The 12970-nt window shown below is 64.6% G+C and carries 11 protein-coding genes; 7 read left to right on the top strand and 4 right to left on the bottom strand.

Annotated elements, in window-relative coordinates:
* Positions 1 to 13: 13 nt before the first annotated feature.
* Positions 14 to 2218: a malate synthase G gene (locus CAPP_RS10875; protein ID WP_076598301.1), complete on the bottom strand. Its 2205-nt coding sequence runs from the start codon at positions 2216 to 2218 to the stop codon at positions 14 to 16.
* A gap of 480 nt (positions 2219 to 2698) precedes the next feature.
* On the opposite strand from CAPP_RS10875, the gene aceA reads away from it, so the two are divergent.
* The 3 genes from aceA to CAPP_RS10890 all read left to right on the top strand — a co-directional run bounded on the left by aceA (position 2699) and on the right by CAPP_RS10890 (position 5584).
* Positions 2699 to 3991, top strand: coding sequence for an isocitrate lyase (gene aceA / locus CAPP_RS10880; protein ID WP_076598300.1), 1293 nt, complete (start codon positions 2699 to 2701; stop codon positions 3989 to 3991).
* A gap of 269 nt (positions 3992 to 4260) precedes the next feature.
* A complete protein-coding gene (rraA, locus tag CAPP_RS10885; protein WP_076598299.1) occupies positions 4261 to 4758 on the top strand; it encodes a ribonuclease E activity regulator RraA in 498 nt (165 codons plus the stop codon).
* 10 nt (positions 4759 to 4768) lie between these two features.
* On the top strand, positions 4769 to 5584 hold the full coding sequence (locus CAPP_RS10890; protein ID WP_076598298.1) for an Fpg/Nei family DNA glycosylase: 816 nt from the start codon (positions 4769 to 4771) through the stop codon (positions 5582 to 5584).
* A gap of 156 nt (positions 5585 to 5740) precedes the next feature.
* Here CAPP_RS10890 and CAPP_RS10895 read toward each other — a convergent pair whose 3' ends face one another.
* Both CAPP_RS10895 and CAPP_RS10900 read right to left on the bottom strand, forming a co-directional pair.
* Entirely contained in the window at positions 5741 to 6454 is a 714-nt protein-coding gene (locus CAPP_RS10895) for an ABC transporter ATP-binding protein (RefSeq protein WP_076598297.1), read from the bottom strand.
* The gene (locus CAPP_RS10900) at positions 6455 to 7444 is read right to left on the bottom strand and encodes an ABC transporter permease (RefSeq protein ID WP_076598296.1); all 990 of its coding nucleotides are present in this window, start codon (positions 7442 to 7444) and stop codon (positions 6455 to 6457) included.
* Between the two features lie 115 nt (positions 7445 to 7559).
* On the opposite strand from CAPP_RS10900, the gene CAPP_RS10905 reads away from it, so the two are divergent.
* From CAPP_RS10905 to CAPP_RS10915, 3 genes are read left to right on the top strand one after another with little or no spacing between them, the layout of a single operon-like run.
* Positions 7560 to 8714 carry a sensor histidine kinase gene (locus CAPP_RS10905; RefSeq protein ID WP_084560456.1) on the top strand — a complete coding sequence of 385 codons (1155 nt, stop codon included), beginning with the start codon at positions 7560 to 7562 and terminating at the stop codon, positions 8712 to 8714.
* On the top strand, positions 8714 to 9322 hold the full coding sequence (locus CAPP_RS10910) for a response regulator (RefSeq protein ID WP_076598294.1): 609 nt from the start codon (positions 8714 to 8716) through the stop codon (positions 9320 to 9322). The genes CAPP_RS10905 and CAPP_RS10910 overlap by 1 nt, the downstream gene beginning before the upstream one ends.
* A gap of 30 nt (positions 9323 to 9352) precedes the next feature.
* Complete coding sequence (locus tag CAPP_RS10915) at positions 9353 to 10939, top strand: bifunctional ADP-dependent NAD(P)H-hydrate dehydratase/NAD(P)H-hydrate epimerase (protein WP_076598293.1); 1587 nt, start codon at positions 9353 to 9355, stop codon at positions 10937 to 10939.
* Here the strand turns inward: CAPP_RS10915 and CAPP_RS10920 are convergent.
* A complete protein-coding gene (locus CAPP_RS10920; protein WP_076598292.1) occupies positions 10905 to 11639 on the bottom strand; it encodes a YwaF family protein in 735 nt (244 codons plus the stop codon). The two genes, CAPP_RS10915 and CAPP_RS10920, sit on opposite strands and share 35 nt — an antisense overlap.
* Before the next feature lie 195 nt (positions 11640 to 11834).
* On the opposite strand from CAPP_RS10920, the gene CAPP_RS10925 reads away from it, so the two are divergent.
* On the top strand, positions 11835 to 12965 hold the full coding sequence (locus tag CAPP_RS10925) for an MFS transporter (protein WP_076598364.1): 1131 nt from the start codon (positions 11835 to 11837) through the stop codon (positions 12963 to 12965).
* Positions 12966 to 12970 lie beyond the last annotated feature (5 nt).

Consider the following 12970-nt stretch of genomic DNA (forward strand, 5'->3'; position numbering starts at 1 on the left):
GCGGTCGACGCTGCTATGCGATGCCGTTAGCTGCCTTGAACTCGCGGCGCTTCGCATGAAGGATCGGCTCGGTGTAGCCGGCCGGGGACTCGGTGCCCTTCAGGATCAGGTCCTTCGCCGCCTGGAAGCCGATGGATGCGTCGTAGTCCTTCGCCATCGGCAGGTAATTCGGGTCGCCGGCGTTCTGCTCGTCGACCTTCACCGCCATGCGCTGCAGCGAGTCAAGCACCTGCTCCTCGGTGACCACACCGTGAACGAGCCAGTTAGCCAGAAGCTGGGAGGAGATGCGCAGCGTCGCGCGGTCCTCCATCAGATCGACGTCGTGGATATCCGGCACCTTGGAGCAGCCGACGCCCTGCTCGACCCAGCGGACCACGTAGCCCAGGATCGACTGGCAGTTGTTGTCCAGCTCCTCCGCCTTCTCCTCGTCGGACCAGGTGTCGCCCTCAGTGTTGACCGGAACGGTGAGCAGGTCCTTCAGGGAATCGCGGCGGCCAGCCGCACGCAGCTCGTCCTGCACCTCGTGGACATCCACCTGGTGGTAGTGGACCGCATGCAGGGTCGCACCGGTCGGGGACGGGACCCACGCTGTGTTGGCACCCTCGCGCGGCTGTCCGATCTTCTTCTCCATCATCTTCGCCATGTGCTCGGTTTCGGCCCACATGCCCTTGCCGATCTGGGCACGGCCCGGCAGGTCGTGCGCGAGACCCGCGTCGACGTTGTGGTTCTCGTAGGCTTGCTTCCACGGCGCGGTCTGCATGTCCGCCTTGCGGACCATCGGGCCAGCGTGCATGGAGGTGTGAATTTCGTCGCCGGTGCGGTCCAGGAAGCCGGTGTTGATGAACACGAGGCGCTCGGCTGCCTCCATGATGCAGGCGTCCAGGTTGACTGAGGTGCGGCGCTCCTCGTCCATGACGCCGACCTTGACCGTGTTCTTCGGCAGGCCGAGGATCTCCTCGACACGGTCGAAGATCTCGTTGGTGAACGCGACCTCTTCCGGGCCGTGCTGCTTCGGCTTCACGATGTACATGGAGCCGGTGCGGGAATTTCGGTGCGGGTTGTCCTCGCGCAGACCCGGGATCGCGGCGGCGGCAGTGATCAGGCCGTCGAGCAGGCCCTCCGGCACCTCCTCGCCGTCGAGCAAAATTGCCGGGTTGGTCATCAGGTGGCCGACGTTGCGGCACAGCATCATGGCGCGGCCGTGCAGGGTCTCCTCGGAGCCGCCCCTGGTGGTGTAGACGAGGTCGTCGGCCTGGGTGCGCTCGAAGGACTTATCGCCCTTCTTCACGGTCTCGGAGATATCTCCCTTGTTCAGGCCGAACCAGGTGGCATAGGAAGCAGCCTTATCCGTGCCGTCGACAGCCGCGGCGGAGTCCTCGAAGTCCATGATCGCGGACACGGCGGACTCGAGCAGGACATCGGCCACGCCTGCGCGGTCGGTCTTGCCCACCGGGTGCTCACGGTCGATCTGGATGATCAGGTGCAGGTTGTTGTTGCGCAGGACGATGCCCGACGGATCGTTCTTCTCGCCCTGGTAGCCGAGGTAGGCCTCCGGGTTTGTCAGCGCGACCTCGTTGCCGTCGGCGGTGATCTTCAGGTCGCCGTCCTCGGTGATCTCGAAAGAATCGACATCGGCGTGCGATGCGCCCTCCAGGGGCACTGCCTCGTCCAGGAAGGTGCGTGCCCACTCGATCACACGGTCGCCGCGGACCGGGTTGTAGCCCGTGCCCGGCTCAGCACCGCCGTCGGTCGGGATGACATCGGTGCCGTAGAGCGCGTCGTACAGCGATCCGTAGCGCGCATTCGCGGCGTTGATGGCGAAACGGGCGTTAGTAATGGGCACCACCAGCTGCGGGCCGGCGACATCGGCGAATTCCGGATCGACATTCTCGGTGCTGATCGCCCCGTCAGTCGGCTGGTCCACCAGGTAACCGATGGAACGCAGATATTCCTCGTGCTCCGCCGGGTCCGGTTGGCCCGGATTCTCGCGGTAGTACTGGTCCAGCTGCTCCTGCAGCTCGTCGCGGCGTGCGAGCAGCGCTTTGTTCTTGGGGGTCAGGTCCGCAAAGTATTTCGCCGTGTCGGCCCAGAACTTCTCGGCGTCGAGATTGATCTCCGTCAGCAGCTGCTCCGTCACAAAGTCGTACAACGGGCGTGCGACCTGCAGGCCGGCAGCCTCCACGCGCTCGGTGCGGTCCTCGAATTGCGGCGTAGTCATCGAATGAGATCCTTTCAGCCAATTGAAATGTATGGCACCAGTCTAAAGGTGCCTTAATGCGCACGACACCACATTGACCCTGCGGTGTTAGGTGAGCGTTGTTGGCAAGATTAAGTGATTATGGTCACCGGCGGTTAACTTTCTCTTTAGATAGCCTTATAACTACCCCCGAAATTGTGATTCTGCGGGCCGGTCCATGCCCGCTCTCCCAGACGCACCGTTCTCGGAGCAGGGGCCTGTTTTCCCATCATTAGACCGCTTTTATTCGTCCCCTTCGGGTTTCGGCAGGGGGATCTCTAGGACCAGAAAGGCTCATACCGGACAGTCAACTCACCCCCTCGAATGACGGCGAAAAGGGGTTCTGTTGACGTTTCAGGTGACGCTTGGGGATACTAAGCACCAACGCCAAGAGCGTGGCTCACTTCACTTTATTGTCGTGAGAGTCTTCCATCGCACACCCAATGAAAGGGGACAAGCACTATGACCACCACTGGACAGGCTCGTACTGCTCAGGAAATCCAGAAGGACTGGGACGAGAACCCCCGCTGGAAGGGCGTGACCCGCGACTACACTGCAGAGCAGGTCGCTGCGCTGCAGGGCAACGTCGTCGAGGAGCAGACCCTCGCACGCCGCGGTGCTGAGATCCTCTGGGACGGCATCACCAAGGGTGACGGCTCTTACATCCACGCTCTGGGCGCCCTGACCGGTAACCAGGCTGTGCAGCAGGTCCGCGCCGGCCTGCAGGCTGTTTACCTCTCCGGTTGGCAGGTCGCCGGCGACGCTAACCTTTCCGGCAACACTTACCCGGACCAGTCCCTGTACCCGGCTAACTCCGTGCCGAACGTTGTGCGCCGCATCAACAACGCTCTGAGCCGCGCCGACCAGATCTCCCGCGTCGAGGGCGATGACTCCGTCGACAACTGGCTCGTCCCGATCGTCGCTGACGGCGAGGCTGGCTTCGGTGGCGCTCTGAACGTCTACGAGCTGCAGCGCGCAATGATCCAGGCTGGTGCCGCCGGTACCCACTGGGAGGACCAGCTCGCTTCCGAGAAGAAGTGCGGCCACCTGGGCGGCAAGGTCCTCATCCCGACCCAGCAGCACATCCGCACCCTGTCTTCCGCTCGTCTGGCAGCTGACGTCCTCAACGTCCCGACCGTTGTCATCGGCCGCACCGACGCTGAGGCCGCTACTCTGCTGACCTCCGATGTCGACGAGCGCGACGCGAAGTTCCTGACCGGTGAGCGTTCCGCTGAGGGCTACTACTACGTCAAGAACGGCGTTGAGGCCTGCATCGACCGTGCGAAGTCCTACGCTCCGTACGCCGACCTGATCTGGATGGAGACCGGTACTCCGGACCTCGAGCTGGCGAAGCAGTTCGCCGACGGTGTCCACGAGGAGTTCCCGGACCAGCTTCTGGCCTACAACTGCTCCCCGTCCTTCAACTGGTCCTCCCACCTGGACGAGGAAGAGATCGCCAAGTTCCAGAAGGAGCTGGGCAAGATGGGCTTCGTGTTCCAGTTCATCACCCTGGCTGGCTTCCACGCCCTCAACTACTCCATGTTCGACCTGGCCCACGGCTACGCTCGCGAGGGCATGCCGGCGTTCGTCGACCTGCAGAACCGCGAGTTCAAGGCTGCTTCCGAGCGCGGCTTCACCGCTGTGAAGCACCAGCGCGAGGTCGGCGCAGGATACTTCGACCTCGTCGCCACCACCGTCGACCCGAACTCCTCCACCACCGCCCTGAAGGGCTCCACCGAGGAGGGCCAGTTCTAAGCACTAGCTTGAACTGATCAAACCCGCACTGTCACCGCACAGTGCGGGTTTTTCGTCACCGCGCTCCCTCAATTCCTGACCTTTTGATCGCCGCGATCGCCGAGACTGCCGGACTCTCTGTCCTCGCCATGGACAAAGACTTCGATCTCATCGCCGCAGTGACAGGCCAGCCCGTCCATCAATTAGATGGCGCATTCCACCAACTCGCCCTAGTTCAAGTGCGTAAACTCGGACCACGTCCGCTACCGAAGAACCGAAGGAGCACCGTCATGGCCGACATTCAGTTCGTCCCCACCGCCGACATCGCCGATATCCACGACACGGATGTGCGCAGCTGCGATATCCAGTTCCGCAACTTCGGAGGCACGGTCGATTTCTGCGGCGAGATCCACACCATTTCCTGCTTCCAGGACAATGGCCTGGTGAAGAAGACGCTGAACTCGCCGGGTGAGGGCAAGGTCCTCGTCATCGACGGCCACGCCAGCATGCACACCGCGCTCATGGGCGACATGATCGCGGAAGCCGGCGTTAAGAACGGCTGGGCCGGCGTGATCATCAACGGCCCGATCCGCGATTCCGCCGAGGTGGCGAAGATGAACTTCGGTTGCAAGGCGCTGGGCTCCAACCCGCGCAAGTCCGCGAAGGACGGCGTGGGCAAGGAGAATATCGTGCTGCGTCTTGGCGGCATCGACTTCGTTCCGGGCGAATACGTCTACGCCGATTCCGATGGCGTCGTCGTCTCCGAGAATCCGGTGGAGCCCAAGTAGACTTGGCTGAATGCCTGAAGGTCACGTTCTCCACCGCCTCGCCCGCACTCTCAACGCGGACTTCCGCTCGGGCCCGGTGGAGGTGACCAGCCCGCAGGGGAGGTTCGAGGCAGAAGCAGAGCTTATCGACGGCACGTGGCTCACCGAAGCTACCGCCCACGGCAAGCACCTGTTCATCTCCTTCGGGCACGAACAGGGCGAGCCGGAGCACACGATCTATATCCACCTCGGCCTGATCGGCTCATTGCGTTTTGAGCCCGCCACCGACGAATGGGGCCAGATGCGGCTGCACATCTCCAACGGCGAGACAGCCGCCAACCTGCGTGGCCCGCAGAAATGCGAGCTGATGACGCCGGGGGAGGCGGCTGCGATCGTCGATAAGTCTGGCTTCGACCCCATCGTCGACCTGGACCCGCCTGCCGCACTGTGGGAGCGCGTCCACCGTTCGAAGCGCACCATCGGCTCCCTCCTGATGGACCAGAAGCTCTTCGCCGGCGTGGGCAATATCTACCGCGCCGAGGTGCTGTTCCGGCAGAGAATCGACCCCGCCCTGCCCGGCGACCAGCTCGACCGCGCCCAGTTCGACGCGATCTGGGCTGATCTGACCGAACTGATGGCTTACGGCGTCGACCACGGCCGGATCGACACCGTCCGTCCTGAGCACACGCCGGAGGCGATGGGCCGCCCGCCCCGCAAGGACGACCACGGCGGCGAAGTCTACGTCTACCGCCGCTCGGCGGATCCCTGCTATGTCTGCAGCACCCCCATCGAGACCAAGGTCCTCGAGGGCCGCAAGCTGTACTGGTGCCCCGAGTGCCAGGCTTGATACAGTTTCATATGTGAAACAGAGGGTGCCGAACAAAAAGCATTCGTGCAGGCGACCTACCCAATGGGGATGAAGGTCGACTGCACGAATGTCGGCGAAGTGTTAGACGCGCTGGACCGCGAGGAATTTAGCGGATAACGTGCCCGAGCTACCCGACTAGCCCTCCGTGACGTGGCCGTCGGAGACCTCGATGACGCGGTCGCCGTTTTCGATCAGCTCAGTCTCGTGGGTGACGATGAGGCAGGCCGGACCGAGTTCCTCGGTGACATTGCGCAGGAGCTTGATGATCTCCTGAGAGCGGTTGGTGTCTAGGGCGGTGGTGGGCTCGTCGGCAAGCACGAGGCTCGGCTCGCCCATGAGCGCGCGGGCGATGCCGACGCGCTGGCGCTGGCCGCCGGAGAGCTGCTGCATGCGGCGGTCGCCCAGGCCCTCCAGACCGACGAGCTCGAGCAAGTCATCCGCGTGGGACTTCTTGGCGCGCAGCTCCTTGCCGCGTACGCCCCGGATGTGCTCGGTGACCAGCAGCTGGTCGCGCACGGTCAGCGAGGCGATGAGGTTCGGCTGCTGGAAGACCATGCCGATGCGGTTGAGGCGGACCTTTTCGCTGATCGGCTCGCCGGCGACCTCGACGGTTCCGGAATCGGGGGTGAGCAGGCCCGCAGCGGCGGACAGCAGCGTGGATTTGCCGGAGCCGGATGCGCCGACGACGAAGGTGACGGTGCACGGATCAGCCGACAAGGTGGCATTGTCCAGAGCAGTGATGCGTCCGTCGCCGTCCGGGAAGGTGACGGTGACATCCTTCATCGACAGTGCCGGGGCAGTACCGGTGGTGGACTGGGACGTGTGACGGATACCGGTAGCGGTAGTCATTTAGGCTGCACCTCCAAGTGCGAGTTGCGGGTCAACGCGGGAGATCGAGCGGGTGGCTAGTGCGGCACCGCCCATGCCGAGGATCCAGATGGCCAGGGCCGGAAGGATAACGCTGGCGGGGCTCAGGACAAACGGGGCGACCTGCGCAGCGGCGAGGCCCAGGCCTGCCGCGGCAGCGGTGCCGATCAGGGCGCCGATCGCGAGGATGAGCGCGGCCTGGCCGATGCTGTCCTTGAGCAAGTAGCGATTGGAAGCGCCGATGGCCTTAAGGATGGACAGGTCGCGTGTGCGCTGCGCCGTCCACACGCTCAGGAAGGCGACGGTGACCAGCGCGGAAATGAGGTAGAGGAAGCCCTGGATCATCTTCAGTGAGCCCTGCTCGGAAGAATAAGCCGGCAGTGCCTCGAAGGAGTCCTTCAGCGAGACGGAGCCCTCCGGGGCGGTGTCCTCATTGTCGGACAGCTCCACCGTGCCCACCGCCTCGGTGTGCATGGCAGCCTGCCAGGTCTCAGTCGGGACCCACAGGACGGGGGAGTGGGCGAAGTACAGGTCTTCGGCCTGCTCACTCACCGTGACGGGGGCGCCGCCGACGGTGATGGACTCGCCGTCGGCAAGCTCGAGCGACTCGGACGCGATCGCGTGGTCCTCGAGCACCTGTCCGGTCGGCAGTTCGGTGCCGGACGGTAGACCCAGGACGGCAACGGATTCTTCCGTGCCGTCATCACGGGTCATCAGCGTCTGGCCGGTTCCCAGAGGAGTCGTTCCATCATCGGCTTCTGCTATGCGGGAGGTGGTGTAGGACTGGTTGCCGGCGTCGTCGAACGTCACGGCGGCGGGGTCGAGGGCCTCGAGGGCAGAAGTGTTCTGCTTGCCCAGTCCGGCGGTGAGGCCGGTGAGCATGACAACGAGGAACGTCACGAGAGCGACCACGCCCGCGATGAGGCCGAAGCGCCCTTTGGCATTCAACAAATCTCTCAGTGCAACAAACATGACTCTATTTTGACGTCGTCGCAGGTCAGCCCACATCAGGTGAGCGGGTGATTTACCAGTCAACCGATCGGTTGATTGGCGGTGTGCCCCGAGTCGACGAGATACGGTGAGAGCCGTGAAGACCACAAGCAATATCCTCGCTTTTCTCCGCGTGAGCCTGCACGTGCTCGTCGCCGTGCTCCTCCTCGTGGGTCTGCTCGGCGTGCAGCACTCGCGGGTCCCGGCGCTGACCGTGTGCCTGGCGGCGCTGTTCTCCGGGCTCTACCTCGCGGGCACGGTCATGCACCACCGCGGGCGCGATATCCGGCCGGGTACCGGTGCCGCGTGGCTGGGCATCGTCGCCGCGCTCTGGGTGGCGCTAGTGTGGACCTCCCCAGACTTCGCGTGGCTGGAATTCCCGCTGGTCATGCTCGCTTGTTACCTGCTACCGACGCCCCTAGGCATCGCGGCCTCGCTCGCGGCGGGGGCGTTCACCGTGGCAGTCATGGCGCCGGAGACAGGAATCGGGGGCATTATCGGCCCGACCATCGGCACGCTCGTCGCGGTGGTGGCCAGCTTCGCCTACCAAGCGCTGCGCGGGGAAGCCGAGCACTACAAGCTCATCGCCGCGCGCCTGGAGGCCACGCAGATGGAGCTCGCTGAGAGCCAGTACCAGGCTGGCGCCCTGCAGGAGCGCACGCGCCTGGCCCGCGAGGTCCACGACACAATGGCGCAGGGATTGAGTAGCATCGTGCTCTTCGGCCGGGTCGCCGCCGGCCACCTCGAGTCCGGAAACCCGGCACGCAGGGAAAAAGCGCAGGAGATTCTCGGCACGATCGTCGACACTGCCAGCGAGAACTTGTCGGAGGCGCGGCGCTTCGTAGCGGCGAACTCGCCGGAAGCGGCCCCGTTGAGCGATCGGCTTGAGGCGTTGGCGGCGTCGGCACGCAGCAGGCAAAAGGCGATCGATTCCCCGCTCGATCTCACCCTCGTCGCGCCCGGCGCGGACCAGATCACGGGTGAGGCCGCGGATGTCGTCGAGCGCGTCGTGCGCGAGGGCGTGAGCAATATCGTGCGCCATTCGCACGCAGGCAAGGCGGTGGTCACTGTGGAGAAACTCGGTAATGTCGCCACCGTGGACGTGTTCGACGACGGCTCCGGAGTGAAGCGCCCGGCGGGCCACGGGCTGACCGGCCTCCGCGCCCGCGTCGCCGAAGTCGGGGGCACGCTCGAACTGGAAAGCTCGCCGCGCGGCACGGTCCTCGCGGCACGAATCCCCTTGGAGGATTAATGGTCCGCATCATGCTTATCGACGACCACCCCGTCGTCCGCGCGGGGTTACGCGCCGTGCTGGAAAGCGACGGCAAGATCGAGGTCGTGGCGCAGGGCTCCGACGGCACCGCCGTCGACGATCTCCCCGCAGACGTCGACGTAGTGGTGACCGATATCCAGATGCCCACGACGAGCGGCATCGAGGTGGCACAGAAACTGCACGCCGCAGGCGGTCCGCCCGTGCTGATCCTGACCACCTACGACACGCAGGCCGATGTCGTCGGAGCGATGGAAGCCGGCGCGTTGGGGTATGTACTCAAAGACGCCCCGGAGGAAGACTTGCGTGCCGCAGTGCTCGCCGCCGCCAAGGGAGAGCGCACCCTATCGCCGCAGGTGGCGAATGTGTTGGCCGAACGCCTCACCCGCCCCGATGTGGCGTTGAGCGCCCGCGAGATCGAGATCCTCGAAGCTCTGGCCACTGGAGCATCCAACCGGGACATCGCCACGCAGCTGTTCATCTCCGCCGCGACCGTGAAGACACACCTGGTGCACATCTACAGCAAGCTCGGCGTGGACAACCGCACCGCTGCCATTGCCGCCGCGCGTCAGAAGCGCATCATCCAATAGCTCACAGGTTGTGTCGCTACCGTGGGACACATGGTTTACGCGTACACAGCCGAACAGATCCGCGCGGCGGAAAAGCCCTTGCTGGATGCGCAGGCCAGCACAGATGAGCTGATGAAGTCCGCGGCCCACGCCGTCTTCGAGGCCGCCGAGGCGATGCTCGCGTGGCCCGACGCCTTGGCAGACCTCCGGCACAACCGCAGGACGCTCCTGCTGGTGGGCAAGGGCGGCAACGGGGGCGACGCGCTCTATGCCGGTGCGGAGCTCGCCCTCGCCGGCCACGCCGTCGACGCCTGGCTGGCGTGGGGGAGCGCCCACGCTCCGGCGCTGAAAGCCTTCCGCAATGCCGGTGGCACGGTGCTCACGGATCTTCCGGAAGACATGCGCGAATACCGTTTTGCCATCGACGGGCTCACCGGTCTCGGCGGCGCCGGCAGCCTCGACGAGCAGACTGGACGCGTCATCCAGGGCCTCGCCGACTGGTACGCGCACGTGCTCGCCGTCGACGTGCCTTCCGGCATCGACGCGGATACGGGCGAAAAAGGCGAATTTCACGTCACCGCCGACGCTACCGTCACCTTCGGCTGCTGGCGTCTCGCCCACGGCCTCGCCCCCGAATGCGGCATCCAGCTGCTCGCCGACCCGCACCTTAGCGACGGCAGCACGATCAGCGGCAATCTCTCGCCGCTGACTGCTGCTGCCATGCTCCACCGCTCGGTCAACGACGACCACGAGTGGCCCGAGAGTCTCGCGCGGATCACCGCGACCAATGTGCCGAGCATGGAGCCACGCTTCCACGACGATAAATACACCGGCGGTGTCGTGGGTGTCCGCGCTGGCAGCGGCACGTATCCCGGCGCGGCAATCCTGTGCGTCGCAGGCGCCGTGCACGCCACCCCGTCGATGGTCCGCTACGCCGGCCCCCAGGCACTCGAGGTGGTGCGGGCGCTTCCAGAGGTCGTCGTTACGCGCAAGCTCGAAGACGCCGGTCGCGTCCAAGCCTGGGTTTTCGGCCCCGGCACGGGCACCGACAGCATCGCGCGCAGCGAACTCGCGTACTTGCTCGGCCGCGAGGAGCCACTGCTTATCGACGCCGACGGCCTCACCCTTCTCTCCCTCGACCCCGAGCTGCGCGAGCTCCTCCGCTCCCGTTCCGCCCAGACGCTGCTGACCCCGCACGACGGCGAATTCTCCCGGCTGCGCGATGCAGAGGGGATCGCCGAGTCCGACCGGCTGGCTGAGACCCGCGCAGTGGCGGAATCCTTCAATTGCATGGTGCTGCGCAAGGGGCGCACCACCATCCTGTGCGACCCCCGCCACGAAGCCGCGGACTCTGTCATCGATGCCGGTAACTCGTGGGCGGCGACGCCCGGTTCCGGCGACGTGCTCTCCGGAATCACCGGCGCGCACCTCGCCCAAACAGCCGCACGCTGGGGCAATGACGCCTTCCTGAGTGATACTCAGCCCGTGGTCGTTCACGCCGTGGCGAGCGCCCTGGCTGCGCAGACGGAATTTGGCCCCGCGCCCGCCCGCGCCTTCGCTATCGCGGAAGCGGTGCCCGCCGCGACGGCGAAGCTGCACCGATTCAGCGGTCTGCCGGCAGCTTCCACACAGCGGTAAGCAGAGCGAAGACGCCGATCACGCCCGGGCCGACAATGGCGAGGTAACAGGGCCAGCGACCGAAGAGGTTCAGGGGCGACCAGCCACGCGGGTGACCTGCGACGAACATGTAGTTGCCGCCGGTGAATTTGTTCATCGTCGCGGCGAATGCGCCCCAGGCGAGCGTCACGCCGGTGATCATGCGCCAGTCTTTCCAGCTCGGGCGGTACCCGAGACCGAAAGTGAGAACGACCGGCACGACGCTGGCCGCCATGTGGAAGTACCAGTAAGCGATCTCTTGCAGCACCTTATTGTCCTGCACGAATGCCATGTCGGGGAAAAAGAGCGCCATCGGGTTGAGGAAGAGGCCCCAGTAATAGCTGATCGCCGTCGCAGTCGGGTTGCCCGTGCCCAGCGCCAGGGGAGTGATCACGCGCAGTGCATCGGTGATGTGGAACGGCGCAGTCTCATCCCACACCAGGCGCTTCGGATTGAGCACCCAAAGGAAGTACGCCACGGAGATGATCCCCATGATCGCGCCCGCCACCTTGCGCGAGGCCTTCACCACCGAGCCCGACAACTTCTTCACCGCAACGACGAGAATCCCGCACAGCATGATGAAAAAGACCATGAGCACCAAGTGCTTCTGGTCGTACTGCGTGATTGTCGGGTACGTCTTGCCCGTGTGCTTCGACGTCCACGGGGCGGGTTGGTAGGGCATTGTCTCTCCGTCTAACTGCGGATCTTTTAATGTTGTACCACCCGAGTAGGACATTAGAATGGGAAACCCTCTGAATGGGAAACCCTCTGAATGGGAAACCCTCCCGCCTCATTCGCGTGACCCCGGATCACGGTTTAGCTTGGGGATGTGTCTGTTTCCCAGAAGACTTCTTTCCCGTACCTGGCCTTGTCGGCCATGGGCTTCGCGGCCTTCGTATACGTGACATTCGAGATGTTCGCCGTCGGCCTGATCACTCCGATGTCCCGCGACCTCGGGGTCAGTGAAGGCCAGGTGGGCCTGCTCATGACGGTGTATGCCTCGATCGTCGCCGTCGTCACCATCCCTTTGATGGAGGTCACCCGCCGGTTGGACCGCAAACCGGTCTTCATCGCCACGCTTGTCTTCCTCATCGCCGGCATCGCGCTTCAAGCCACCGCCGGTAGTTACTGGATGCTCGCCGTCGCGCGTATCTGTGCCGCGCTGACCCACGGCTTGTTCTGGTCCTTGGTCAACCCCATGGCTGCGCGCCTGGCACCTGCGGGCATGACGGGCAAGGCCGTCGGTGTCGTCTCGCTCGGTTCGACAATGGCGCTCGTGGTGGGCTCACCCTTGACGACACTGCTCGGCGGCGCCTTCGGCTGGCGGATGGCCACATGGATCCTGGGCGGCTTCGTCGCACTCGCTTTCATCCTCCTGTTCTTCCTGCTGCCCTCGATGCCTGCGATTCCGCCTGCCGGCAAACAGGAAGGGGAGCAGAAGCGCTCGGCGTTGCCAGCCCTCGTGCTCTACCTCGCCCTCGTCATCACCGCACTCTTCTGCACGTACACGTACCTCGGCCTCTTCGTGCACCGCACGGCCGGCCCGGAGTTCGTCGCTATCGGCCTCGCCGCTTACGGCATTTTCGGAATTGTCGGCGTGGTCGCCGCGGGCCAGCGCGCTGACCGCCGCATGATCCGGATGAATATCCTCGGCACCGCCCTGATCATTTTGGCCGGTCTCACCGGCGCACTCGCGTTGACGGTCAGCAGCGGTTCGTACGTGCTCGGCTTCATTCTCGCTGTGCTAGTCGTCGGATTCCTCGGTCTCGCGGGCGGTGGCCTGCCCACGGTCGCTACGACAATCTTCCTTTTCGCAGGCAATGCGAACCAGAACCGTGCCTCGTCTATCTATGTGGTCACTTTCCAAGTCGGCATCGCCAGCGGTTCAGCGGTCGGCGCTGTGCCTGTAGATTCCGGCTTCTTCCCCGGCACCCTGCTCATCACCGCCGTGCTCGGCACTCTCGCCCTTATCGAGCTGAGTCTGCGCGCCCGCCCGCTCTTGCGTTAGCTCAT

The organism is Corynebacterium appendicis CIP 107643 (genome assembly GCF_030408415.1).
Lineage (GTDB): Bacteria > Actinomycetota > Actinomycetes > Mycobacteriales > Mycobacteriaceae > Corynebacterium > Corynebacterium appendicis.

Coding starts and splice junctions, on each gene's coding strand:
- CAPP_RS10920 (WP_076598292.1), bottom strand. CDS start 11,639: ATGCCCTACCAACCCGCCCCGTGGACGTCGAAGCACACGGGCAAGACG.
- rraA (WP_076598299.1), top strand. CDS start 4,261: ATGGCCGACATTCAGTTCGTCCCCACCGCCGACATCGCCGATATCCAC.
- CAPP_RS10910 (WP_076598294.1), top strand. CDS start 8,714: ATGGTCCGCATCATGCTTATCGACGACCACCCCGTCGTCCGCGCGGGG.
- CAPP_RS10875 (WP_076598301.1), bottom strand. CDS start 2,218: ATGACTACGCCGCAATTCGAGGACCGCACCGAGCGCGTGGAGGCTGCC.
- aceA (WP_076598300.1), top strand. CDS start 2,699: ATGACCACCACTGGACAGGCTCGTACTGCTCAGGAAATCCAGAAGGAC.
- CAPP_RS10925 (WP_076598364.1), top strand. CDS start 11,835: ATGGGCTTCGCGGCCTTCGTATACGTGACATTCGAGATGTTCGCCGTC.
- CAPP_RS10895 (WP_076598297.1), bottom strand. CDS start 6,454: ATGACTACCGCTACCGGTATCCGTCACACGTCCCAGTCCACCACCGGT.
- CAPP_RS10890 (WP_076598298.1), top strand. CDS start 4,769: ATGCCTGAAGGTCACGTTCTCCACCGCCTCGCCCGCACTCTCAACGCG.
- CAPP_RS10900 (WP_076598296.1), bottom strand. CDS start 7,444: ATGTTTGTTGCACTGAGAGATTTGTTGAATGCCAAAGGGCGCTTCGGC.
- CAPP_RS10915 (WP_076598293.1), top strand. CDS start 9,353: ATGGTTTACGCGTACACAGCCGAACAGATCCGCGCGGCGGAAAAGCCC.